Source organism: Bacillus sp. JH7 (assembly GCF_001563515.1).
Lineage (GTDB): Bacteria > Bacillota > Bacilli > Bacillales > Bacillaceae_G > Bacillus_A > Bacillus_A cereus.
Genome location: NZ_LPUS01000031.1, coordinates 114,577 through 139,118, shown reverse-complemented (window position 1 = coordinate 139,118; position 24,542 = coordinate 114,577). Strand labels below are relative to the sequence as shown.

The following is a 24,542-nucleotide window of genomic DNA, read 5'->3' as shown; positions in this document are numbered from 1 at the left end:
CACAAAAATTGCACATGCTCTCTTTTTGATAACGGGAAATTCCCGCTGCATATGCAGAACTCAAAGGCAGGTTCCATATTGCCTTTTTAAGAATCTTTCAGCCTGGCGGATTCTCTCTCTGCTAAAAAGGTTGAACATGTACTAGTCCTTTTTCATCGTTATAACGAAATAAATTTGTTGATTATCATAATACAAATTCTTTTTTAAAACAATAGCTAATTTTCTTATTATTATATATTCTTTTCGTTTTTTACAGTTTTATACGTAGCTTTTCCGCGTAATTTTCACAAGTTGATGTGCAATCATACCGATAAGTGTACCAAGTAGGACAAAGAAACCAATAAATCCATATCCCATTCCTTCCCACCCACCAATAACCATCATTGTAACGGGAAAGGACGCTAAGCAAAGAAGTATTAAACTAAGTGCAAATATAATATCGAACTGTTTGTCTGGAAACTGTTTCTTTAATAAATATGAAATAGCAAATACAAGGATAATCGTAATTCCACCAATGATGTAAAAGATACCAAATCCATCTAACCAATCCATAGTGTTTCCTCCTTCCATAGATTCCCTTATACTTAATTATATGTTTAATTTTTCTGAAAATAAATAATAAATTTTCACCTAAAAATATATTTTTATTACTAGGTATTAATAGTAATATATAAGAATAGGTTTTATATAATCAGGAGGGAACTTTATGGATAAAGCATTAACAAACCATGTCATTATTTTATCATTCGACTGTTTATCAGCTTTAGATTTTCCTATACTACAAAAACTACCTCATTTCCAATCTCTAATAAAAAGAGGCACGGTTGTCGAAAAAGTAGAACCAATTTATCCTTCTGTAACATATCCAAGCCACTCAACAATCGTAACCGGTAATTACCCTAACAAGCACGGTGTTGTTAGCAATACGTTACTTCAACCAGGGCGTGAATCACCTGATTGGCATTGGTACCGAAAATCAATAAAAGGAACAACATTGTATGATGAAGCGCGCAAAGCAAATTTAACGACAGCCGCCCTTCTATGGCCTGTTACTGGAAGAGCGAACATCAATTACAATTTACCAGAAATTTTCCCCAATAGACCTTGGCAAAATCAAGTGTTAGTTTCCTTATTTAGCGGTAGCCCACTATACCAATTAGATTTAAATCGTCGTTTCGGCCATATAAGAAATGGTTTATCACAACCAGAGCTGGATGATTTCGTCCTCGCCTCTGCTGTGCATACAATCCAGACGAAAAAGCCTAATGTCATGTTTGTACATTTCACCGATCTAGACACCCAAAGACACTATCACGGCTTTGAATCTAACGAAACAATAGCTGCTATCCAGAGACATGACGAACGTCTAGGAAAAATTATTCAAGCACTAAAAGAAGGTGACCTATACGAAGAAAGTACAATTATTGCCCTTGGTGATCATAGCGCTTTAAGTGAAAACAAATCCATCCAATTAAATGTGCTATTCCATCAAAGAGGACTTATATCTCTTAATAAAAAAGGAAAATTAGTAGACTGGAAAGCCTATTGCCAAAGTTGCGACGGCTCTGCCTATGTATATGTAAAGGACAAAAATGATACGGATACAATTCGCGAGGTACAACTACTCCTTGAAGACCTACTTCAAAATAAACAAAACGGAATTGAATTTATACTTCATGATGAAGCTGCGAAAGACTGCGGTGCAGACGGTAATTGTTTATTCATGTTAGAAGCACGAGAAGGGTATTATTTCACTGAAAACTATACAGGAGATTTTATAAAAGAAATTACCGAAAAAGATGTTACGCCTAGTAAAAAATATACATTTGGTACGCATGGATACTCTCCAACAAAACCTAACTATGAAACAATTTTTATCGCTGCCGGAAAAGGTATAAAAAGTGGTGTGACAATCCCATATATGAGACTTATTGATGAAGGTCCAACTATCGCTAGACTACTAGGTTTACACTTAGGTGAAACAGACGGAGCAACTGTAGAGGATTTACTCCAATTGTAAAGAACTGTGTATATATGTAAAAGTTATGTAAAATTCATCACTGTTTCTCTTTTTATAATTTTTATTTTTGTACACTGTTAGTAAAACAAATTTAAGGGGGAACATTATATGAAAAAAATGTCCAGACAAGAAAAAAGCTGGATATTATACGATTGGGCGAACTCTGTATACTCGCTCGTCATTACAACTGCATTATTTCCAATTTACTTTAAAGCAGCTGCAAAAGAAGCTGGACTATCTGGGGCAACTTCAACAGCATATTGGGGATATGCAAACTCATTCGCAACACTTTTAATTTCTATACTTGCTCCTATTCTTGGCACAGTTGCTGATTATAAAGGATTTAAAAAACGTTTTTTCACATTCTTCTTTGGACTCGGTATCGTATTTACAAGTATGTTAGCAGTCGTTCCAACCTCTCAGTGGTACTTATTGCTAGGGTGCTATATGCTCGCCTTAATCGGCTTTGCTGGAGCAAACATTTTCTATGATGCATTTTTAGTAGACGTCACTTCTGAAGATAGAATGGACCGAATTTCTACAAGAGGATTTGCATTAGGTTATATCGGGAGTACAATTCCTTTTATCGGTTGTATCGCTCTTATTATTCTTTCTCAAAAAGGAACTATTCCCTTATCGGTCGGCATTGCTAGTCAAATTTCCTTTGCAATAACAGCTCTTTGGTGGGGGTTATTTACAATTCCAATGCTAAAAAACGTAGAGCAAACACACTATATTGAGCGTCATCCAAGACCTATTAAAATGAGCTTTAAACGTCTTGCTAATACTTTTAAAAATATTAAAGAATATAAAACTGTATTTATGTTTCTAATCGCTTACTTTTTCTATATTGACGGAGTCGATACAATTATTACTATGTCTACCGCTTACGGAACCGATCTCGGTATTAGTGCAACGAATCTATTAATCATATTATTTGTAACACAAATTGTCGCTTGTCCATTTGCTTTACTATACGGAAAATTATCTGAAACATTTACTGGCAAAAAAATGCTATATGTCGGTATCATTATTTATATCATTATTTGCACATATGCTTATTTCTTAAAAACGACACTTGATTTTTGGATTTTAGCAATGTTAGTTGCTACATCTCAAGGTGGTATTCAAGCACTAAGTCGTTCATACTTTGCAAAACTAGTACCAAAAGAATCTGCTAATGAATTCTTCGGATTTTATAATATATTTGGAAAGTTTGCCGCAATTATGGGTCCGGTATTAGTCGGTGTTACAACGCAATTAACAGGAAAAACAAACGCTGGTGTTCTTAGTATTATTGTTCTATTTATTATCGGAGGATTCTTACTAACTAGAGTTCCAGAAAATAATACATCCGTTACACCACCTAGTCCAAAGACTAAAACGCTATAAGAAAAGATCCTCTTCTCATAAGAAGAGGATCTTTTTTATTTTTAAAGGTGCGCCTTATAATGAACGACTCTACTGCTTGTACAAAAATAATTTATCAACAGTTGTTCCTAATACTTCAGCTAAACGGAACGCTAACGCTAAGCTTGGATCATATTTATTATTCTCAATTGCATTTATCGTTTGTCTAGAAACCTTACATTTATCAGCTAATGCGCCTTGTGAAATATTATTTTCAGTGCGTAATTCATAGATTTGATTTTTCACACCATTGCTCCTAACCTGTAAAATTATTTTTACAACATCAGTATATAATTGGCTCATATAGTTGTCAAAAGTTCCTCAAAGAAAAAGAGAGCAATTTTGCTCCCTTACAATAGTTATTTCGAAACTAACGAATTTGTTAGTGCCTCTTTATTAGCAACATCGTCTTTTTTTATTTGCATGCGTAGAACTGGCCCTATCGCTAATAAAATAAGTGCCATTGCTATACAAAACACAGTAACTAGTGAAGTTAGTTCCTTTAATCCTCCAGCTAATGAAGTTCCAATTAGCATTGCCCCCATAAACAGTGGTAAAATCGTTCCATTTACTCTTCCAACCATATTTTCTGGTACAAGTTGAATCATAAGCGTACCGACAACAATATTAACACAAGCTAAACAAATACCTGTTCCAAATCTCATGAAACTAGTAATCCAAAATGATGTAGATAGCCCTTCTACTAAAAATGAAATCGCTAATATACCCATACCGAATACAAACATCTTTTTCGGATTCACTTTTGAAGCGAAAACTGCAGCAACAATACCACCGAGTAACATACCTATTCCGTCAGCTGCCGCTAAATATTGAACAGCTTCTTTTTCCATACCTAAACGTTCAATTACAAGGAATACTTCTAATGGATTCGTTAATCCAACAGCCAAACCCATAATTGTAAAAGTGATCGTAATCATACGTAAATTTTTCGTATGAAGAACATACTTCCAACCTTCTTTTATATCATTTTTTAATGAGTCTCTCGCCACCTGCTCTTTTTCAACCCATTTTGGTAAGAATGAAAGGGCGATAGCAGATAACAAAAATAAAATGATTAAGCTATATAGTGATGTAAATAAACCAAGTTGTGTATACACAAGCGATCCTACCACTGGTCCAAAAATCAGAAATAATGACTGTAATGTTTGGTTAAATGCAATCGCATTTGCTACCTCTCCTTCTTTTACATAGCGCTTAAATATACGCGAAGATGAGGGCTGAGAAAACTGACCTACAATCGCGGAAATGAGTGTTGCAAAAAATATAGCCTGCCAATAATCCAGCTTTAACAACAAGACAATTCCTATAATAGACAGTACACTTAATACATCTCCAGCGACCATTGTTCTTTTCGGATTCCAGCGATCAGCTAGCGCACCACCGATAAACGAGAAAATAAAAATAGGTGCATATTCCATAACTGATAACAACGAAACAGAAACTGGATCATTATTCGTTCGCTCCATTATAAAATACAAAAGAGCCATATTTCTGATCCAAATTGCAAATTGTTGTAAAATATCAGACGCCATAACGAGCATAAATGCTCGGTTTTTAAATAAAGCGTTCATTTTCATTCCCCTTTCACAAACCGACCGTTCGGTCTAATTTTTTTTGTAAGAAAAGCAACTGACCTATTATTCAGCTGCCATTCCTTTTAACAATACATCTATTGCCTTTTTATAAATACGTTTCAGCTCTTTATAATCTAATTCGTAGTAAAGCACTCCAAGTCCTGATAATAATCCGTTTACAATATACATAAGATCACGAGTATTATCTTCACGGAACTCTCCAGACTCTATACCTACTTCAATTAATTTCTCAAACATAACATATGATTCTCTAGTTAAAGCTAACAGTTCATCCAGAATCTCTTTACTTACAACTTGGCTCATAGAGAATTCCTCTATTGCATTTGAAATTGGTTGCTGTATGTCCTCTACATGATATTCGGCGAGACCATATAGTTTTTCAGTACTAGTGCTATACAACTTCTCTTTTTCATTCCATTTTTCAATCCAATCATACGTATGCTGTTTCACTACAAATAAAAATAATTCTTCTTTACTTTTAAAGTGATAATAAATACTTCCTTTACTTCGCTCTGTAATTTCACAAATCTCTTCCATAGATGTAGCTGCGTAGCCCTTCTGTGAAAATAGACTTTCTGCTTTATATGCAATTTCTTTCTTTATCTCTTCTGCGCTTCTTCTCATATTCACACCTCTTTAAACCGACCGTTCAGTCTAATAATAACAAATCAAAAACCTCTATCGCAAGAGGCTATATTCCTTATTTAAGAAAACGTACTTTCAAACCAATTTCGAATCATATGTATGGTTCCAAATTTAAATGCTAATTTAACAAGAAATACGCCTCCCGCAGCTAATAAAAATAACACTACTTTCCCCTTATTTTTCACTTTCGGTTCCCTTTTCATTTCCATTCCCCTTAGTATGTTAAAAATATTAAACAAACGTTTGTTTAACTGTGTTTATGCATATGTAAGCCGACTAATCAAACGTTTGTTTAAAAAGAAATACGCCTATATAAGGCGCATTTTTATCAATCACCACCGCCACCGCAGCTTCCTCCGCTATCTCCCCCAAAAGATCCTCCACAATCATGTGAGCCGCCATCATGCGAGCTATCATTATCAGATCCAGCAAAGAAAAATAATGGTGATGAGCTGTTAGATGAATTATGAATGTTATTTTGTTTTGTAAGATTTACCTTCTTTTTGTTCGATCGAACTGCTGTTACGATTGTTCCAACTACAACAAATAATAGTATGACAATAATAAATTCCATTTAAAAGCCTCCCTTATTCCTCGAATAATTGAATGGTTCTCTCTAGATTTTCAAGTGAAATGAAGCGTGATTCACGAAGAATTTCTTTTCCATTATGAAATAATAAAATTGTTGGCCCTGTAAATACTCCATATCGCCCCGCAATCTCCTGCATGTCTTGTAGTAATATCTCTATTTTCTCTACGTAATCATAATTCTCTAATACGCAATTTACTTTTCTTAGCATAACATCACAAACACCACAATTTTCCGTTTTAATAAACAGAAGTACCAATTGTTGTTCTTCGATATAGATCGCTAATTCTTCTATCGTTTTAAATGTAGTCATCTTATCCCTCTTAGCGTAATTTACGAAATACTTTGTCTTGATACATACGAAAAGCTGAACTATCTTTAATCTTTCTCTTTTCCATTACCTGCTGAAAACGAAGCGTTTTTGCTGTTAACTCTTCTCCTAATCTCTTTCTCTCTTCTTCATCATAACAGCAAGCAATTAGATCCTCTATTTTTAATATATCTTTTTGTAGTTCCATTTCTGGTGGAATCATTCCCGCATTTTTTAAAATTTTATAACTCATTCTAAGTTCTGGAGGTACCATTGAAAGATCTTCTAATTGTAGTGGTTTTCCTTTTCCCGGAAGATAATCAAGATCACCATTCCTTATTGCTTGTCGAATTTTTTCTTCAGCAATGTTCAAAAACACATCCACACTATTCCCTCCTTTACATATTTTTACTATTATTTTACATGATATTTCCTTATCTTTCTATGCCTTTAATAATTGGCTCCATACAATTTTTTCTCAAATTTATTTATAATGAGCTTTTTCCTCCCATACCGATCTTTCGTTTTCATATACAGTTTGTATTCAAGCCTTTTTGTATTGAGAAAGTCTTTTTCAATTTAATAAAGCGTTTACACTAAATCTTACATTTGTTACGATTTAATCACCCCCAGCTCCCTTGTATAGACTTCGTGATGTCTGATCATTTTATCTAGACGTTTTATACGTCTAGATTCATTTTGATTTATTGGCGTATGCCTTTAAATATATCTTTTATTTTGAAAGGAGAAATGGCTATGAGGTCTCAAAAATTCACACTGTTATTACTATCTCTACTACTTTTCTTACCTCTTTTTCTCACAAATTTTATTAATCCAAATCTCGCATTAGCAGATTCACCAAAGCAAAGTCAAAAAATTGTTGGATACTTTCCTTCGTGGGGCGTTTACGGACGTAATTATCAAGTTGCTGACATTGATGCATCAAAACTTACTCACCTTAACTATGCTTTCGCGGATATTTGTTGGAACGGAAAACATGGAAACCCTTCTACTCATCCTGATAATCCAAATAAACAAACGTGGAACTGTAAAGAATCTGGTGTACCATTGCAAAATAAAGAGGTTCCTAATGGTACTCTCGTACTCGGTGAACCATGGGCTGATGTTACCAAATCGTATCCTGGCTCAGGGACAACTTGGGAAGATTGCGATAAATATGCCCGTTGCGGAAATTTCGGGGAACTAAAACGATTAAAAGCTAAATATCCTCACTTAAAAACAATTATTTCCGTTGGTGGCTGGACTTGGTCTAACCGCTTTTCTGATATGGCCGCTGATGAAAAAACAAGAAAAGTATTTGCTGAATCTACAGTAGCTTTTCTTCGCGCATATGGGTTTGATGGCGTAGATTTAGACTGGGAATATCCGGGCGTTGAAACGATTCCTGGTGGTAGTTATCGTCCTGAAGATAAACAAAATTTCACTCTCCTTCTTCAAGACGTCCGAAATGCTTTGAATAAAGCAGGTGCTGAAGATGGCAAACAATATTTACTAACAATCGCTTCAGGTGCAAGTCAACGCTACGCTGATCATACAGAACTAAAGAAAATTTCTCAAATACTCGATTGGATTAATATTATGACATATGATTTCCACGGCGGATGGGAAGCTACTTCTAATCATAATGCAGCTCTATATAAGGATCCAAATGACCCAGCAGCAAATACGAATTTTTACGTAGATGGTGCTATAAATGTTTATACAAATGAAGGTGTTCCAGTCGATAAACTAGTATTAGGCGTACCCTTTTACGGACGTGGCTGGAAAAGTTGTGGCAAAGAAAATAACGGACAATATCAACCTTGCAAACCAGGTAGTGATGGGAAACTTGCTTCTAAAGGTACTTGGGATGATTACTCTACCGGTGACACAGGTGTGTATGATTACGGTGATTTAGCAGCCAATTACGTTAATAAAAATGGTTTTGTACGCTACTGGAATGACACAGCTAAAGTACCTTACTTATATAATGCAACTACAGGCACATTTATTAGCTACGATGACAATGAATCTATGAAATACAAAACAGACTATATAAAGACGAAAGGTTTAAATGGAGCAATGTTTTGGGAACTAAGCGGAGATTGCCGTACAAGTCCAAAATATAGTTGCAGTGGTCCAAAATTACTTGATACGCTAGTAAAAGAATTACTTGGTGGACCTATTAGTCAAAAAGATACTGAGCCACCAACGAATGTTAAAAACATTGTAGTTACGAATAAAAATTCAAACTCAGTTCAATTAAACTGGACTGTATCTACTGATAACGTAGGAGTTACGGAATATGAAATTACTGCTGGAGAAGAGAAATGGAGTACAACAACAAATAGCATTACAATTAAAAACTTAAAACCTAATACGGAATACAAATTTTCGGTAATTGCCAAAGATGCTGCTGGAAATAAATCACAACCTACCGCTCTTACTGTCAAAACGGATGAAGCTAATACGACACCTCCTGATGGAAATGGTACTGCTACATTTTCAGTCACTTCGAATTGGGGCAGCGGTTATAACTTCTCAATTATAATCAAAAATAATGGAACGACTCCTATTAAAAATTGGAAATTAGAATTTGATTATAGCGGCAATTTAACACAAGTTTGGGATTCTAAAATTAGTAGTAAAACAAATAATCATTATGTAATTACGAACGCAGGATGGAATGGTGAAATTCCTCCTGGTGGATCTATTACAATTGGCGGTGCAGGAACAGGTAATCCTGCCGAACTTTTAAATGCCGTCATTAGCGAAAACTAGACGTAATATCCATTAATTACTTCAATAAAGTTTGAATTTAGGTTTGAGCAATACCTCCTAAATTCAAACTTTTAATTTTATGAAAAATCAAAAATATCACAATAACCTATTATAATTATATTTAATTTCTAATATGAAGTTTATATGAAGTTCATTTGAATTTTACATGAATTCCCTTTAATTTCTATTGTCTTCCTATAATATCCATATTATCCTTTACATAAAGGAATTATTTTTATTCCATTTTGAACTATCTATATATATAAAGAAAGATAGTCACCTGTTAGGGAAAGGCTTTCGTATTATAAATATAACAAAAGAAAAAGCACGCTTATAAGCGCACCATAAGAGTGCTTCTTCATACAATTCTCATGTAAGAGTTCTCGAAAATCATGTTAATCACAAAGAAAAGGCATTAGCTCATAAAAGCTAATGCCTTTTCTTTATTCATATTGTTGAGTATTCCATTCTTCTATATTTCATAATTTTGTTATCTACGATTCATAGAAAGAAGGTTCATGTGAGACAATTAAAACCGTTCCTTTGTATTGTTGTAACGCTTCCTGTAAAGCCATCTTAGTTTCTACATCCAAATGATTAGTCCGTTCGTCTAAAATTAAAACATCAGCTTTTTCTATTTTTTCATATAAGGAGCTAACACACTTAAAATCTCTTCTTTATCCTTTTTTAATTCGAGTGATGTTAACATATCCATCGTTCTCGGCCTAGGTAATTTCACTTGTACCTCGCCAACTATTGACGCTGGTCTTTGAGATAAAATAAATACGCGATCTGAAAGCAAGATTGCCTCATCTAAGTCATGTGTAACCATAACGATTGTTTGCTTCTCTTGATGCCAAGAGTTTAAAAGCCAGCTATGTACTTCCATTTTTGTAAATGCATCTAATTTACCAAAAGGCTCATCAAGCAGCATAATTGGCTTTTCACATAAATATGTGCGCAGAAAACTAATTCTTTGACGCATACCACCAGACAATTCATCTGGATAATGGTTTGCATATTCATCTAGTTCGAACTGCTTTAATGCTTCCATTCCTTCTGTCAGCCTTTGTTTTTTCGGCTTTCCTTCAATTTCTAACGGAAGAACGATATTTTGCAAAGCTGATCGCCACGGTAGTAATAAATCTTGTTGTGGCATATAACTAACAACATCTTGCTCTTGTACTTGCTTATCGTTATACGTTACGTTCCCGCTTGTTGGTTTTTCAACATTTGCAATCATGTTTAATAATGTGCTTTTCCCGCAACCACTCGGTCCTACAAAGGAAACAAACTCTCCCTCTTGTATAGAGGCACTAATATTCTCTAATACATTCTTTCCGTCGAAAGATTTCACTATATTTTTTATTTGTAATCCGCTCATTTTTCACTTGGAAGGAATTCATTTGTAAAAGCATCTTTTACATCGATTTTCTTTTTAATAACTTTGTTGTCATATAAGAAATTCATGTAATTCGTCCAAATTTCTTCCTTCTGTACTCCCCATGCTTTAGCATCATCTTGATACTTCGTACTTAACCATTTTTGGCTTTCTTGAACTAAATCTTTATTCACATCTGGAACAGCTTTAATTAAAATATCAGCAGCCTCTTTCGGTTCCTTAATTGCAAAATTATAACCTTCTGTCGTTGCACTCATAAACTTTTTCACAAAGTCTTTATCTTGCTTCGTATGTTTTTCACTCGTAATAATAACAGGACTATAGAAATCAAGCGCTGGATCTAAGTCCTTCACCATAATCGTATTTAACTCTTTTCCTTGACGCTTCGCTTCAATACCATCCCAACCGTAATAAATCCATTCGAAATCTGCATCACGGCCAATTGATTTAAAGAAATCTGTTTGTCCTAAGATGATTTTTTCAACTTTATTAAAATCAGCTTGATGTTTATCCATAATCGTCTTTAATGTCGCTTCTTCTGCTGGTCCTCCCCAGCCGCCGTAACGTTTACCTTCAAAATCTTTCGGTGACGTCATATTGTCTTTCTTAAGCGATGCAAACGCTGAAGTGTTATGCTGAATAATCGCTCCTACAGATACAACAGGAATTCCTTCTACACGAGCTAACGTTACATTTTCTTGTGCACTTATTGCGAAGTCTGCTTTTCCTGATGCTATCATTTGCTCTGCTGTTACATTGTCACCTGGTTGAATAATTTCTACATCTAATCCTTGCTTTTTGTAATAATCTTTCGTTTTCGCTACATACAAGCCAGTATGATTCGTATTTGGAAACCAATCTAATACTACTTTTACTTTTTGATCTTTACTTGCACTTTCTTCTTTCTTCGCCGGATTACATCCAGCCACACCTACCGCTACTAAGGCAGCTAACATAACTTTCAAACCTTTTTTCATTTTCTGCCGTCCTTTCTATATATCCATGGTGCTGTTATTCTTGCCATAAACTCTACGATAAAATACAGGCATAATGTCACCATAACGATGATTGCTGCAACACCAAATACTCGGGCAGTCAAAAAGGATTTTGTAGCCCTCGTAAGCATAACGCCTAATCCTTCACTTGCACCGAGCCATTCTCCGATAATTGCCCCCATTACGCTATATGTAACTGCAATTTTTAAACCTGAGAAAAAGTATGGGAGCACTGCTGGAAATTTTACCTTCTGGTAAACTTGCCATTTCGTCGCCTTCATTGTTTGTAACAGTTTCAGCATATTTTTATCTACTGTTTGAAAACCTTCTAAAATACTAAGCGCAATTGGGAAGAAACAAACGAGTATTACGACCATTACTTTCGGCAACATCCCATATCCAAACCAAATAATAAATAGCGGTGCAAGTACAACAATTGGAATTGTTTGCGAAATAACGAGCAATGGATTTATTAAAATACGAAATAACGGTATAACATCCATAATAATTGCGATGCTCGTCCCCAATAAAATTGCAAATAATAGTCCAATTATAACTTCCTGCAGTGTTTGCATCGTATTTGGTAATAGTAAATCTTTCATCCCAATTAATTCTTGAACAATGGCAGAAGGCTTTGGTAAAATCCACGGTTCGATTTTAAATAATGAAACAGATCCTTCCCATATCGCAATGAGAAGGATAAGCCAAATAGTTGTAATAAGTTTAGATTGCTTCTGGTTTTGCATATTCATCACGGTACTTCCAAACCTTTTCATCTATCGTTACACCAGTGCTTGGACGATAATGGATTTTAATAGAAGTAATCACTTCTTCTGCTCCAGCATCGACGCAAGCTTGTTGCGCACGTTTAACGACATCAAGAAGTACATCTAATTCTCCTTCCAAAGTTGTTTCCATTGCCCCTACTTCATAACGAACTCCCGATTGTTGCACAACTTCAATTGCTTTATCGACAACAGAATATACATCTTTCGTTTTCGCTTGTGGTACTACTGAAAATGACATTGTAACTTGTTGTGACATAATAAAATCCCCCTTATAAAATTAAATTTCAAAAATAAGAAAAGGCTTTCCTACTGCGTAGGAAAGCCTTGTATGCAAGTTATTACAGAATAACATATGCTACATCACTTTAAGTAACTCCCTACGCTGGCATTATCCAGATCAGGTTGAGGGTCGATGTTTACTTACATCCTCTCAGCCAATTGGCTCCCCGGTCCTTAATTCGTTTTCATTGTAGCATGATTTATTTTATTGAACAAACAAAAGCATGCATAATCATTTCATTATTTTTGGAAAATAACCAACTTTTTCACCATGAGCTAATAACTGCTGTATAAATTCTTTATTAATTGCTGGTACTATCAATTCTTTTTTCTTAATCCATTCATTCGTTCTACGCGTACCCATTACAATTTCAGATTGCTGTGCTCCATCTCCTGCAACTTGAGAAGCAATTAACTCTGCTATTACTTCATTTCCCTTCGCTAATGCAAGTCCGGTATTTACATATTCTGAAAGTGGAACCATTTCAAGATTGTATCCACACTCTCCAATTAGCTGTATAAATTGTTCAAACTCAATTTGATGTGGATGACAAATATGTAACGTCTCTCCTACAATTTGCGCATCTTGTAAATACGATACAATTGATTTACTAGCAAAATCAATTGGTGTGAAATCAACTTTCCACTTCACATTTGGTGCTTTCCCAATTAATAGCATTGTTTTAATAAGACGATAAAATGCGTTTCCTTCAATATTTTGTTGGAACGAACCTGTTTCTGAATGACATGCTAAATTACCTGCACGATAAATATTTCCGCGCAAACCATTTTTCATTGCTTCACGAACAATGTTTTCCGCTTGTAGTTTACTATTTGAATATACATTCTCTAAGTCTACACTGTAATTAAAATCACCAGTTTTCATGTATGTATCCCATTGATCTACCGCTAATTCTAACGGGATACCAATTGTAGAAATAAAATGGAATGTAGCACCTTTCTCCGCTAATGCTAGCATACGGCTAGTTCCTTGGACATTTATATTTTCAAATTGTTTTACATCTCCAAAATGTCTTACATCTGCACCGCAATGAATTATCGTATCCATCTTAGAACTGATGAACATAAATTCTTCTTCGCTCATCCCAAGATACTCTTCTCCCAGATCACCAGCTACGGCCTGTATACGCTGTAACCATTCTTCACATATATCATTAAAGTAGCCTGTTAATGTATCTATAATTCTTTGCTGCACATCTTTGGTTGGTCTTACTAAACAATAAATAGTAGCAGATGTATCTCTCAACAATTCATATAATATGTGTGATCCTAAATAACCAGTAGCTCCTGTTAAAAAGACATTTGAAATCTGGGTTTCTTCCAAAACGTTTGCATACGTGATAGTATCTGGCTCGTGAATCACTTTATATTCACGAAATACTTCTTCTTTCTCTACTTTTACTTCTCGCTCAATTCGAGCTAATCCATATATCGTTCTTTCTTTAAAGAAATCTTGAATTGTTAAATGTGAGAAATCTTCTTTTAACAATGTTAAGACTCGTAATACTTTTAATGAATGTCCACCAATTGTAAAGAAATCATCATGCACTCCAACTTTTGAAATTCCTAATACTTCCGCCCAGGCGTTCGCTATTTGTTTTTCTGCTTTATTAGAAGGTGCAACATATTCTTGTAGCCGAACCGGTTCATACTTTTCTTCTAACTGAGCTAACTTCTTAACATCAATCTTTTTATTAGGTGTAAGTGGTAATTCATTAATATAAATTAGTTTAGATGGCACCATATAATCTGGTAATTGCTCTTGTAACTGATAAACTAATTCTGGTATTTCTTTTTTATTTAAAGTTGTATAGAACGCGATTAAATATTGGCTACCTTCCTTACTCTTCTTAGCAAAAACAGCATTTTCTTTTATATTATGATTTTGAGAAATTTTACTTTGGATTTCTCCTAGTTCAATACGATGTCCTCTAATTTTTACTTGATCATCTTTCCGATGTAAAAACTCTATATTTCCATCCTCTAGCAACTTAACGATATCACCTGTTTTATATATATTAACTATAGGATTAAAAGGGTTCGGAATAAAAGCTTCAATTGTTTTATTAGGCTTATTAAAATACCCTTTTGCTAATCCCACTGAATCTATATATAATTCACCAGGTACACCAATTGGACAAAGATTCATATTCTCATCCAAAATCATAACTTGATAATTAGCACATGGTTTACCAATGGGAATACTCGCAACATCCTCATTTAACTGACTAGGTATTTTATAGGTTGTCGTCACTACAGTACATTCTGTCGGTCCGTATACATTATAAATTTCAACATTTGTACCTATTCTTTCTCTCCACAATTTAATAACCTCTACAGGCAACATTTCACCGCCAATCGCAATTCTTTTTAGGGAAGCTAGCTTATATATATCTTCTTCTGCTAAATAAGTTGCTACTTGTCGAACAAAAATTGTTGCTAATGCCAAGATTGAAGTTGCTTTCACTTTATAGATTGCATTTGCAAATGCTTCTACAGACAATCGCTCTTCCTCTAGTAATACATACAAGTTTCCTCCGCAGAATAAAGAAGCAAATGACTCCCATACAGAGGCATCGAAACTAAAGGAAGGAAATTGGGCAAATACATCCTCTTCTGTCAATTCATATTGCTTTTTCATCCAAGTATACAGATTAACAACGCCTCTATGTGCTAACATCGTTCCCTTTGGATTCCCTGTTGAACCAGATGTATAAATCATATAAGCTACATCGTCACAATGAATAGACAACTTTACATCTATATCTTCATAAGTTTCACTATCATACATTGAAACTGTTTGAACCCCATCACATGTTATAGGCGTCTCTTTCATCAATATAACTTTCGCTTGGCTATCTTGAATAATGTACTGTATTCTACTTTCGGGATAATCTGGATCAATTGGAACATACGCTGCACCAGCTTTTAATATAGCTACCATACTTACTACTGTGTCTATGCTACGTTTCATAAATATTCCAACATAGTCTCCTAATTGGACGCCGTTTTTAATTAACATATGAGCTATTTGATTACTTTTTTTATTTAGCTCCTCATAAGTTAAAGTACCTTCCCTTGAAGATAAAGCTATACGATTTGGAAATTGAGTAACAGTATTATAGAACATATCGACGATACTTTTCTCAGGATATACTGCTGTCGTATCATTCACTTGACTATAAAGTGCCATCTCGGCCTCTGTAATAATATTAAAACGTTTTATATAATTATCATTATTTCTTGATATATAAATTAAAATACCTTGTATTTGTTGTGCATAACGAGTAATCGTTGTCTCTTTCCAATTAACACTATTAAATATTATTTCTACACTTTTCATATTTTTACTAAATACAAATTGTAATGTATTCATGTCTTGTAGCTCATAATATGTTTCACCAATAATAATAGGTGACATTTCATATAATGTATTACCGTTTTGAAACTCTTCTATTTCTTCCTCATTCATTTCTTTAATTTGCTCCAGTTGCTCTTCAATTTGTAAATTTAAACTTTCATAGGAGAGAAAATTAGAAACTTCAATAGTAATCGGAAATAAACTTCCTCTTACATGATAAAGCACGACAATATGTTTTTCTTTAGAAATATGATATAACCACGTTGTAGTCGCTCCTATTAAATCCACAATGCGAGTCAAATTTGAAAACAGTTCCGTTTTCCTTTTTATCCTAAGTTCTGTTCCTTGCACATCTTTAGGTATTTTAATACTTCCTTCTACTTTTCCTAAAAATTCTTTTACCATCTCATTATAAGAAATTGCTAATTTCATATTTATGTAAATTCCTCTCTTAAATATAATAAAGGTGTGAAAATTCACACCTTTTTCATCCCTTATTAAAGGGCAGATTCGTTCAATTCATAATCAGTAGCGGAGATACCCCCTTGATTAGAATTGAACTTTCTCCTTATTCGCTTTTAAACTCACCAATAAGCTCTTGTAATTCCTGAGAAAGCCAACTTAAAGAAGTCGCTAATTCTGCAATATCTTGTACTGATATTTCTTGCTCTTTCATGCTTTCTTCAACATTACTACTGCTGTTGGCATAAGTATTTGCAATATGTGATAATTCATTTACGACTTGAACAATATTCTGGCTATTTTGTAAAATGTCACTCGAATTACCGGAAACAGCTTTTACTTGATCTGTAACAGATTGCGCTGATTTTGAGATTTTTTCAAAGAAATCTCCACTACTTTGAACAAGCGAAATTCCAGTTTCTACTTCTTTTGAACCTTTTTGCATGGAAACTACAGCATCTTCTGTCTCAGCTTGTGTTTCACCAATTAATTTCGCTATATCTTTTGCAGACGCTTCCGTTTGTTCTGCTAATTTTCGTACTTCATCAGCAACAACTGCAAACCCTCTTCCAGCTGCTCCAGCACGTGAAGCCTCAATAGAAGCATTTAAAGCTAATAAATTTGTTTGATTTGAAATACCTGTAATTACAGTTACGATATCACTAATTTCTTTTGACCTTGTTTCTAACGAATAAATGATGGAAGATAAATCTTGTACTGCATTTTGGATTAAACTCATTTGATTAATAATTTGTCCAATCACTTCATTACCTTCAATTGAATGTTGTTCCATACCTTCAGAAGCAACCGCAACTTGTTTTGCAGCCCCAGTTATTTCTTCTACCTTATCTTCCATTCCATGTACAATTCCTAAACATTGTTGTACTGAAGTTTTTTGAGACTGTGCCCCTACTCTTAAACCTTCAATAGAACTTGCAATCTCTTGAACTGCCATGCTGTTTTCCTCTGTACTCGCCGACAATTCTTGTGAAGAAGAAGAAACTTGCTCAGCAGTTTGCCTTACTTTATCTATAATCCCTTTAAATTTTTCAATCGTGTTATTGAAATAAACATTAATAATTCCAATATCATCTGGTCTTTCTTTTAATTTAATACTTAAGTCACCTTCACCAATTTTACGTAACCCTTCTCGTAAATCTTTTAATGGAGCTAGCGAGTGACGCACGATAAAGAATTGAGTAATAGTCGCAATTGCTAATGAAATAATGATGAAGAGTAAGCCCTGTATCATAAACTTCTCTTTTGTAATAGGAACAATGGAAGCATCTAAGTCAGCCGCAATAATTGCAACAATATTGTTTTCTCCATCTGTAATTGGTTCTAATATTGTCACCCACGAACCTATTTCATCTTCATATACTTCTGTCATTTGAGCCTTTTTCGTATCAATCACTTTATCGTATGCCTTCATCCAATGAGCGGGTTGTTCATAATAATCTCCCGGCTTTATAGGAAACGCATTTGTTAACTCTGTAGTCAAACCAACGAGTTGTAATTCTCGCTTTTCATTCGGCTTTGCTCCTGTAACATACGTTTGTCCAACACTTTTCAATTCTTTTGAAACTTCATCTAATTTCTCTGTTAACTTTTCTTTTTTCACTTTTTCGGCTGTAGGATCTTTCGCCATGTCTCTAACTAACTCTAAATCCAATTTTTTTAATACTATTTCTCCTGTTTCAATAGACTGCCTTTCAAATAAAGACATCATACTATTTTGAAACATGTTGAAACTTAACGCACCCATACTTCCAACAAGCGTCAAAATAACTAATACGGTTAATAAGACGTTCTTTTGAAGGAACGATAACTTATGCCAATATTTTTTCATTAATATCCACCTTCCTTAATCAACATAAACAAAAAAAACAAAATATATGAATATTTTGTTTGAAAATGTTTCTCAATATGTTCGAGAATAAAAAAAAGCCAATGTAAAAGCATTGGCCAAGACCAACCCTATCCGTCCGGTAACTGGCTAGCGTAGCCTTTCGACCTTAGCTCCTGTAGTTTTGCGTCCTCATGTTTCCATCAGTTTGCCTTTCTCGCTGAACGAGTTGAACGATATGGGAGTTCTATGAGAATTAATTTATTCTCTTTCAAAGATTACAACATATAAATCAAAATGTCTACTTATTTAGAGATATAAATACAAATTTTTAATGAATTGCTTTTTCAAAATAATTTCAAAAAGTACGTGAATGTTACTTTTTTTATGTTATATAATAAAAAATGTATAAATAACAAGGATTTCTTCGGGTATTTATTTAATTTTCATTCAAATTAAACTATTCGAATATATCTTAACTAATGAATTTCGGAGGTAGTTTATCATGTTTTGGCTACAATTTCTTACCTTGTTACTCTGTATTTTTATTGGTGCACGCCTAGGCGGAGTTGGTTTAGGAGTAATGGGTGGAGTTGGTATGGCAATACTCGTTTTTGTCTTCCACTTACAACCAACGGCGCCTCCTATCGATGTAATGCTTATGATTTTGGCAGTAATTACAGCTGCTGGTGCTTTGCAAGCCGCTGGAGGAATGGACTACCTTGTTCATCTAGCTGAAAAGGCATTACGAAAAAATCCAAAACGCATTACATTCTTTGCTCCAATTGTTACTTATTTATTTACACTTTGTGCAGGAACTGGTCACGTTGCTTATTCTGTACTTCCTGTTATCGCTGAAGTCTCTCGCGAATCCGGAATTAGACCAGAACGACCAATGTCAATTGCCGTAATTGCTTCCCAACAAGCAATTACAGCTAGTCCTATATCAGCTGCAACAGTTGCACTTTTAGCAATGTTAGCTGACTATAAAATCACCTTATTAGATATTTTAAAAGTAAGTATCCCTTCTACTTTCATCGCTTGTATGATAGCTGCATTTGTTGCTAGTAAGATGGGAAAAGAATTAAATGAAGACCCTGAATACTTAAAACGATTAAAAGAAGGATTAATTCCTAAGCTTGAAGAGAAAAAAGAATTTGTAGGTGTAAAGGGCGCAAAATTATCAGTTATCCTTTTCCTTGTAGGAACCTTCCTTGTTGTACTTCTTGGTTCATTTGAAGCACTTCGTCCAGGATGGATAGTTGATGGGAAGTTAGCCCGTCTTTCCATGCCGAACACAATTGAGATGGTTATGTTAACTATCGCGGCTCTTATTATTATTTTCTGTAAACCAAATGTAGAAAGCATTGTATCTGGTAACGTCTTTAAAGCAGGAGCAACAGCAGTTGTTGCTATTTTCGGTATCGCTTGGATGGGAGATACTTTCTTTAATGGAAACTTAAATATGATTCAAGGATCGATTCAGCATTTAGTAACAAGTGCACCTTGGCTATTTGCTATCGCACTATTCATTCTATCTATTTTACTGTACAGCCAAGCAGCAACAGTTCGTGCCTTAATGCCACTTGGACTATCTCTTGGTATTCCACCAGCGCTACTGATTGCGATGTTCCCTGCAGTAAATGGATATTTCTTCATTCCAAACTATGGAACCATCGTTGCTGCCATTAACTTTGACCGTACTGGTACAACAGGTATCGGTAAATACGTATTAAATCATAGTTTTATGATTCCGGGCCTAATTGCAACATTTACTTCTATCGGAATTGGAATGCTCTTAATTTCAATTATGTTTTAAAGAAAAAGCACAAACCTTTATTTAAAGAGGTTTGTGCTTTTTTAATCAAATATTTGTTTAAATTTTGGGCAGTCTATTTCTTCATGTAGCACTTAAAATACTACACTTCCTTCCCTACAAACTTCTCTTTACTTCTTCAACTAATTTTCTCGTACTTTCATACGCAGATTCCGCTAAACTAATTGCTGAAATAACTGAAACACCGTCCGCACCCGCCTCTATAACTGCCGCTGTATTTTCAATTGTAATCCCACCAATACCAACGATTGGCACTGTAATTCCTTGTTCTCTAAAATAAGCTAATCCTTTCGTTCCTTGAACCGCTTTCGTATCTTTTTTCGTACTCGTTGGGAAAATAGGACCAACACCTAAATAATCCGCTCCATTTTCGATTGCAAAACGTGCTTCTTCAATTGTATGAGCAGATACGCCGATAATTTTATCTCCCATTTTTTCACGAACAGATGTAATTCCTTCATCATCTTGTCCAACATGAACACCATCTGCATCTAATTCAATGGCTAATTCTACATCATCATTTACAATGAAAGGAACACTATATTCCTTACAAAGCGTCTGCAATTCTTTTGCAAAGCGCACTCTATCTTCTCCGATTAAAGAACCTTCCCCCTTCTCACGAAACTGAAAAAGTGTCACTCCACCATCTAACGCTTCTTTCAATACAGCTAAAGGATCCCTCGTGCAGTTATTACTTCCCATAATAAAATACACTTGCAATAGCTTAGACATTTTATCTATTTCAATGCGTGCCATTTCTTTCACTCCCTCTTACTCTAACTCCACAATCTTCCCATACTTCTCAATATCACCTGAAGTTGTATTCGCTAATTGATTTAAAAATTCAATTTGGAAACTACCAGGCCCTTTTTCTACCGCCTTAGCAGCTGCCAGTTCCGAAGCTACACCATAAAACGTTAATGCGGCTACTGCTGCTTTTACATAATCTTTTTCCACTGCTACAAATGCTCCTATTACAGAAGTTAGTAAACAACCTGTTCCCGTAACTTTCGTTAAAATAGGGTGACCATTTCGAATAACAATAGTTCTCTCTCCATCTGTAACAACATCTTCTTTTCCAGTAATGACCGCAACTGTATTTAGTTCATCTGCTGCCTGCCTTGCAATACTTACAACATTGCCATTTCCAGTACCAGCGTCTACCCCTTTAATTTCCCATTTCTCATTAATAACATTTGCTATTTCAGCCGCATTTCCGCGGATAATTGCTAAATCTATTTCGGCTGGAATATGTCTCGCAACTTCTGTTCGATACGAAGTTGCTCCTGCACCAACTGGGTCAAATAGTACTGGCACATTGTTCGCATTTGCTGATTTACCCGCGAGTAACATCGCTTCTACTTCTTCAGGACGAAGTGTCCCCATATTTAATACTAACGCTCCAGCAATGCTAGCCATTTCTGCTACTTCTTCTTTTGCATACGCCATTACAGGCGATGCTCCAAGTGCCAACAAACCGTTAGCAGTAAAATTTGTTACAACAACATTTGTAATATTATGAACGAGCGGATTAGATTCTCTCACCAAATCCACTACTTTACTAATTTCTTTCATATTCATCCTTTTCATCTCCTAACTATAATGATGGGAGATACACAAAAAGACACTTTGCGCGTACGCAAAGTGCCTGAACATGTGCTTTTACACTCTCCCTACGCTGGCATTATCCAACAGGTTCAAATGGTTAATGACGGACTAGTCATACTCTCAGTTTGCATCCACAAACTCCCATGTGCTAATTATTCATCTACTTCAAAGTCTACTCTTATTCTACTAAAATAACAAGTTCTTTACTTTTCTATTTAATATAGAAGCAACCTATATAACAATAAACATAATCAAGTGAAACTTTAATCAGTGAGTGTTTTGTTCATCCCACTAAAAACCGATCAAATATGGAGCGAAACTGAATCTCAAGAAGATGTATGCTATATTTAACTTATGGAAATTTGAAAGGATGTTTTTAATATGTCGAAAAGCGTTGTAATCGCTGAAAAACCTTCCGTTGCACGAGATATTGCTCGTGTACTTAAGTGCGATAAAAAAGGAAATGGCTACCTTGAAGGTAGTAAATATATTGTAACTTGGGCTTTAGGTCATCTCGTTACATTAGCAGATCCAGAAAGTTATGATGTGAAATATAAAAAGTGGAATTTAGAAGATTTACCGATGCTACCTGAGCGTTTGAAATTAACGGTTATTAAACAAACTGGTAAACAATTTAATGCTGTAAAAAGTCAGCTACTTAGAAAAGATGTAAATGAAATTATTGTAGCAACAGACGCTGGACGTGAAGGGGAATTAGTCGCACGCTGGATTATCGATAAAGTTAAGCTAAATAAACCAATCAAACGTTTATGGATTTCTTCTGTAACCGATAAAGCAATTAAAGATGGTTTTGCAAATTTAAAACCAGGTAAAGCCTATGACAATTTATACGCTTCAGCAGTTGCACGTTCAGAAGCTGACTGGTATATCGGTCTTAATGCAACTCGTGCTTTAACGACTCGCTTTAATGCCCAGTTAAATTGCGGCCGTGTACAAACCCCTACTGTTGCTATGATTGCTAGTCGTGAGGATGAAATAAAGAACTTCAAAGCTCAAACTTACTACGGCATCGAAGCTCAAACAATGGAGAAGCTCAAACTTACTTGGCAAGATGCAAATGGCAATAGCCGTAGTTTTAATAAAGAAAAAATCGATGGTATTGTAAAAAGTTTAGATAAACAAAATGCTACTGTTGTGGAAATTGATAAGAAACAGAAGAAGTCATTCTCTCCTGGTCTTTACGATTTAACTGAATTGCAACGTGATGCAAATAAAAAGTTCGGTTACTCTGCTAAAGAAACATTAAATATTATGCAAAAATTGTATGAACAGCATAAAGTACTAACGTACCCTCGTACAGATTCACGCTACATTTCATCTGATATCGTCGGAACACTTCCAGAACGTCTAAAAGCATGTGGTGTTGGAGAATACCGTCCCTTCGCACATAAAGTATTACAAAAGCCTATCAAACCTAACAAATCATTTGTTGATGATAGTAAAGTAAGCGATCATCATGCGATTATTCCAACAGAAGGATACGTTAACTTCGCAGCATTCACAGATAAAGAACGCAAAATTTATGATTTAGTTGTAAAACGTTTCTTAGCTGTTTTATTCCCAGCATTCGAATACGAACAACTAACGTTACGCACAAAGGTCGGCAATGAAACATTCATTGCACGCGGAAAAACGATTTTACATGCTGGTTGGAAGGAAGTATACGAAAATCGATTTGAAGACGATGATGTAACTGATGACGTAAAAGAGCAGATTCTACCTCACATTGAAAAGGGCGATACATTAACTGTAAAGTTACTTATGCAAACATCAGGTCAAACGAAAGCACCTGCACGCTTTAATGAAGCAACTTTACTTTCAGCAATGGAGAATCCTACAAAATATATGGATACGCAAAATAAACAACTTGCTGATACGTTAAAATCAACTGGTGGATTAGGTACTGTAGCGACACGTGCAGATATTATCGACAAACTTTTCAATTCTTTCTTAATTGAAAAACGTGGTAAAGATATTCACATTACATCAAAAGGTCGGCAATTACTTGATTTAGTACCAGAAGAATTAAAATCACCTACACTAACTGGTGAGTGGGAACAAAAACTTGAAGCAATTGCAAAAGGAAAATTAAAGAAAGAAGTATTCATTTCGGAAATAAAGAACTATACGAAAGAAATTGTTGCTGAAATTAAATCGAGTGATAAGAAATATAAACATGACAACATTTCAACGAAGTCTTGTCCAGATTGCGGTAAACCAATGCTAGAAGTAAATGGAAAAAAGGGGAAAATGCTCGTATGCCAAGACCGTGAATGTGGTCATCGTAAAAATGTATCTCGTACAACAAATGCTCGCTGTCCGCAATGTAAAAAGAAACTAGAATTACGTGGTGAGGGTGCAGGCCAAATTTTCGCATGTAAATGTGGCTATCGCGAGAAATTATCAACATTCCAAGAGCGACGTAAAAAAGAATCTGGAAACAAAGCCGATAAACGCGACGTTCAAAAATATATGAAACAACAGAAAAAAGAAGAAGAACCATTAAATAACCCATTCGCGGAAGCATTAAAAAAATTAAAATTTGATTAAA

The 24,542-nt window shown here is 34.9% G+C and carries 21 protein-coding genes, 3 riboswitches and 1 other annotated feature (1 of these 25 running past the window's edge); of the genes, 5 read left to right on the top strand and 16 right to left on the bottom strand.

Annotated elements, in window-relative coordinates:
- Positions 1 to 165 (bottom strand) — a binding site (T-box leader) (it extends 42 nt beyond the left edge of the window).
- Positions 166 to 258: 93 nt separating this feature from the next.
- Positions 259 to 552, bottom strand: coding sequence for a YesK-like family protein (locus tag AU379_RS25575; RefSeq protein WP_000383847.1), 294 nt, complete (start codon positions 550 to 552; stop codon positions 259 to 261).
- A 154-nt stretch (positions 553 to 706) separates the two neighbouring features.
- On the opposite strand from AU379_RS25575, the gene AU379_RS25570 reads away from it, so the two are divergent.
- Positions 707 to 2,020: an ectonucleotide pyrophosphatase/phosphodiesterase gene (locus AU379_RS25570; RefSeq protein ID WP_000356423.1), complete on the top strand. Its 1,314-nt coding sequence runs from the start codon at positions 707 to 709 to the stop codon at positions 2,018 to 2,020.
- Positions 2,021 to 2,128: 108 nt separating this feature from the next.
- Positions 2,129 to 3,412 (top strand): MFS transporter, encoded by a 1,284-nt coding sequence (locus tag AU379_RS25565; protein ID WP_000738811.1) that lies wholly within the window; start codon positions 2,129 to 2,131, stop codon positions 3,410 to 3,412.
- 69 nt (positions 3,413 to 3,481) lie between these two features.
- On the opposite strand, the gene AU379_RS25560 is transcribed toward AU379_RS25565, so the two are convergent.
- From AU379_RS25560 to AU379_RS25530, 7 genes are all read right to left on the bottom strand, one after another.
- On the bottom strand, positions 3,482 to 3,733 hold the full coding sequence (locus tag AU379_RS25560) for a helix-turn-helix transcriptional regulator (RefSeq protein ID WP_065845593.1): 252 nt from the start codon (positions 3,731 to 3,733) through the stop codon (positions 3,482 to 3,484).
- Positions 3,734 to 3,789: 56 nt separating this feature from the next.
- Positions 3,790 to 5,022 carry an MFS transporter gene (locus AU379_RS25555; RefSeq protein WP_000992566.1) on the bottom strand — a complete coding sequence of 411 codons (1,233 nt, stop codon included), beginning with the start codon at positions 5,020 to 5,022 and terminating at the stop codon, positions 3,790 to 3,792.
- A gap of 66 nt (positions 5,023 to 5,088) precedes the next feature.
- The gene (locus AU379_RS25550; protein ID WP_001254433.1) at positions 5,089 to 5,670 is read right to left on the bottom strand and encodes a TetR/AcrR family transcriptional regulator; all 582 of its coding nucleotides are present in this window, start codon (positions 5,668 to 5,670) and stop codon (positions 5,089 to 5,091) included.
- A gap of 80 nt (positions 5,671 to 5,750) precedes the next feature.
- Entirely contained in the window at positions 5,751 to 5,894 is a 144-nt protein-coding gene (locus AU379_RS25545; RefSeq protein ID WP_016111322.1) for a hypothetical protein, read from the bottom strand.
- 125 nt (positions 5,895 to 6,019) lie between these two features.
- A complete protein-coding gene (locus AU379_RS25540; protein ID WP_000394369.1) occupies positions 6,020 to 6,265 on the bottom strand; it encodes a hypothetical protein in 246 nt (81 codons plus the stop codon).
- Between the two features lie 13 nt (positions 6,266 to 6,278).
- Positions 6,279 to 6,593, bottom strand: a complete 315-nt coding sequence (locus AU379_RS25535; protein WP_061140020.1) for a thioredoxin family protein — start codon at positions 6,591 to 6,593, stop codon at positions 6,279 to 6,281.
- Positions 6,594 to 6,603: 10 nt separating this feature from the next.
- Positions 6,604 to 6,975 carry a DUF1992 domain-containing protein gene (locus AU379_RS25530; protein WP_050821541.1) on the bottom strand — a complete coding sequence of 124 codons (372 nt, stop codon included), beginning with the start codon at positions 6,973 to 6,975 and terminating at the stop codon, positions 6,604 to 6,606.
- A 371-nt stretch (positions 6,976 to 7,346) separates the two neighbouring features.
- On the opposite strand from AU379_RS25530, the gene AU379_RS25525 reads away from it, so the two are divergent.
- A complete protein-coding gene (locus AU379_RS25525) occupies positions 7,347 to 9,371 on the top strand; it encodes a glycosyl hydrolase family 18 protein (protein WP_050821538.1) in 2,025 nt (674 codons plus the stop codon).
- 634 nt (positions 9,372 to 10,005) lie between these two features.
- Here AU379_RS25525 and AU379_RS25520 read toward each other — a convergent pair.
- From AU379_RS25520 to AU379_RS25495, 6 genes are all read right to left on the bottom strand, one after another.
- A complete protein-coding gene (locus AU379_RS25520; protein ID WP_000016085.1) occupies positions 10,006 to 10,755 on the bottom strand; it encodes an ABC transporter ATP-binding protein in 750 nt (249 codons plus the stop codon).
- Positions 10,752 to 11,750, bottom strand: a complete 999-nt coding sequence (locus AU379_RS25515) for an ABC transporter substrate-binding protein (protein WP_000715568.1) — start codon at positions 11,748 to 11,750, stop codon at positions 10,752 to 10,754. Before AU379_RS25515 ends, AU379_RS25520 begins: the two co-directional genes overlap by 4 nt.
- On the bottom strand, positions 11,747 to 12,520 hold the full coding sequence (locus AU379_RS25510; RefSeq protein WP_061140019.1) for an ABC transporter permease: 774 nt from the start codon (positions 12,518 to 12,520) through the stop codon (positions 11,747 to 11,749). Before AU379_RS25510 ends, AU379_RS25515 begins: the two co-directional genes overlap by 4 nt.
- Positions 12,492 to 12,812: an MTH1187 family thiamine-binding protein gene (locus AU379_RS25505; RefSeq protein WP_000082906.1), complete on the bottom strand. Its 321-nt coding sequence runs from the start codon at positions 12,810 to 12,812 to the stop codon at positions 12,492 to 12,494. The genes AU379_RS25510 and AU379_RS25505 overlap by 29 nt, the downstream gene beginning before the upstream one ends.
- A 101-nt stretch (positions 12,813 to 12,913) precedes the next feature.
- Positions 12,914 to 13,015: riboswitch (TPP riboswitch) on the bottom strand.
- A gap of 52 nt (positions 13,016 to 13,067) precedes the next feature.
- Positions 13,068 to 16,649: a non-ribosomal peptide synthetase gene (locus AU379_RS25500; RefSeq protein WP_061140018.1), complete on the bottom strand. Its 3,582-nt coding sequence runs from the start codon at positions 16,647 to 16,649 to the stop codon at positions 13,068 to 13,070.
- Between the two features lie 136 nt (positions 16,650 to 16,785).
- Positions 16,786 to 18,528, bottom strand: coding sequence for a methyl-accepting chemotaxis protein (locus AU379_RS25495; RefSeq protein WP_061140017.1), 1,743 nt, complete (start codon positions 18,526 to 18,528; stop codon positions 16,786 to 16,788).
- Between the two features lie 135 nt (positions 18,529 to 18,663).
- A riboswitch (cyclic di-GMP riboswitch) is annotated at positions 18,664 to 18,748 on the bottom strand.
- Positions 18,749 to 19,030: 282 nt separating this feature from the next.
- On the opposite strand from AU379_RS25495, the gene AU379_RS25490 reads away from it, so the two are divergent.
- Positions 19,031 to 20,344, top strand: a complete 1,314-nt coding sequence (locus tag AU379_RS25490; RefSeq protein ID WP_000498691.1) for an anaerobic C4-dicarboxylate transporter — start codon at positions 19,031 to 19,033, stop codon at positions 20,342 to 20,344.
- A gap of 114 nt (positions 20,345 to 20,458) precedes the next feature.
- On the opposite strand, the gene thiE is transcribed toward AU379_RS25490, so the two are convergent.
- Together thiE and thiM are read right to left on the bottom strand one after the other, a co-directional pair.
- On the bottom strand, positions 20,459 to 21,118 hold the full coding sequence (gene thiE / locus AU379_RS25485; RefSeq protein ID WP_000090967.1) for a thiamine phosphate synthase: 660 nt from the start codon (positions 21,116 to 21,118) through the stop codon (positions 20,459 to 20,461).
- 15 nt (positions 21,119 to 21,133) lie between these two features.
- Positions 21,134 to 21,943, bottom strand: coding sequence for a hydroxyethylthiazole kinase (gene thiM, locus AU379_RS25480; RefSeq protein WP_001056095.1), 810 nt, complete (start codon positions 21,941 to 21,943; stop codon positions 21,134 to 21,136).
- A 72-nt stretch (positions 21,944 to 22,015) separates the two neighbouring features.
- Positions 22,016 to 22,125, bottom strand: a riboswitch (TPP riboswitch).
- Between the two features lie 226 nt (positions 22,126 to 22,351).
- On the opposite strand from thiM, the gene topB reads away from it, so the two are divergent.
- On the top strand, positions 22,352 to 24,541 hold the full coding sequence (gene topB, locus AU379_RS25475) for a DNA topoisomerase III (protein ID WP_061140016.1): 2,190 nt from the start codon (positions 22,352 to 22,354) through the stop codon (positions 24,539 to 24,541).
- The last annotated feature ends 1 nt before the right edge of the window (position 24,542 follow it).

Bases quoted from the DNA above. Each gene is read 5' to 3' on its own strand.
- AU379_RS25555 (WP_000992566.1), bottom strand. From the start codon at position 5,022: ATGAACGCTTTATTTAAAAACCGAGCATTTATGCTCGTTATGGCGTCT.
- AU379_RS25525 (WP_050821538.1), top strand. From the start codon at position 7,347: ATGAGGTCTCAAAAATTCACACTGTTATTACTATCTCTACTACTTTTC.
- AU379_RS25540 (WP_000394369.1), bottom strand. From the start codon at position 6,265: ATGGAATTTATTATTGTCATACTATTATTTGTTGTAGTTGGAACAATC.
- AU379_RS25495 (WP_061140017.1), bottom strand. From the start codon at position 18,528: ATGAAAAAATATTGGCATAAGTTATCGTTCCTTCAAAAGAACGTCTTA.
- AU379_RS25550 (WP_001254433.1), bottom strand. From the start codon at position 5,670: ATGAGAAGAAGCGCAGAAGAGATAAAGAAAGAAATTGCATATAAAGCA.
- AU379_RS25520 (WP_000016085.1), bottom strand. From the start codon at position 10,755: ATGAGCGGATTACAAATAAAAAATATAGTGAAATCTTTCGACGGAAAG.
- AU379_RS25515 (WP_000715568.1), bottom strand. From the start codon at position 11,750: ATGAAAAAAGGTTTGAAAGTTATGTTAGCTGCCTTAGTAGCGGTAGGT.
- AU379_RS25560 (WP_065845593.1), bottom strand. From the start codon at position 3,733: ATGAGCCAATTATATACTGATGTTGTAAAAATAATTTTACAGGTTAGG.
- AU379_RS25575 (WP_000383847.1), bottom strand. From the start codon at position 552: ATGGATTGGTTAGATGGATTTGGTATCTTTTACATCATTGGTGGAATT.
- AU379_RS25545 (WP_016111322.1), bottom strand. From the start codon at position 5,894: ATGAAAAGGGAACCGAAAGTGAAAAATAAGGGGAAAGTAGTGTTATTT.
- AU379_RS25505 (WP_000082906.1), bottom strand. From the start codon at position 12,812: ATGTCACAACAAGTTACAATGTCATTTTCAGTAGTACCACAAGCGAAA.
- AU379_RS25490 (WP_000498691.1), top strand. From the start codon at position 19,031: ATGTTTTGGCTACAATTTCTTACCTTGTTACTCTGTATTTTTATTGGT.
- thiE (WP_000090967.1), bottom strand. From the start codon at position 21,118: ATGGCACGCATTGAAATAGATAAAATGTCTAAGCTATTGCAAGTGTAT.
- AU379_RS25500 (WP_061140018.1), bottom strand. From the start codon at position 16,649: ATGAAATTAGCAATTTCTTATAATGAGATGGTAAAAGAATTTTTAGGA.
- AU379_RS25565 (WP_000738811.1), top strand. From the start codon at position 2,129: ATGAAAAAAATGTCCAGACAAGAAAAAAGCTGGATATTATACGATTGG.
- AU379_RS25535 (WP_061140020.1), bottom strand. From the start codon at position 6,593: ATGACTACATTTAAAACGATAGAAGAATTAGCGATCTATATCGAAGAA.
- topB (WP_061140016.1), top strand. From the start codon at position 22,352: ATGTCGAAAAGCGTTGTAATCGCTGAAAAACCTTCCGTTGCACGAGAT.
- thiM (WP_001056095.1), bottom strand. From the start codon at position 21,943: ATGAATATGAAAGAAATTAGTAAAGTAGTGGATTTGGTGAGAGAATCT.
- AU379_RS25570 (WP_000356423.1), top strand. From the start codon at position 707: ATGGATAAAGCATTAACAAACCATGTCATTATTTTATCATTCGACTGT.
- AU379_RS25510 (WP_061140019.1), bottom strand. From the start codon at position 12,520: ATGAATATGCAAAACCAGAAGCAATCTAAACTTATTACAACTATTTGG.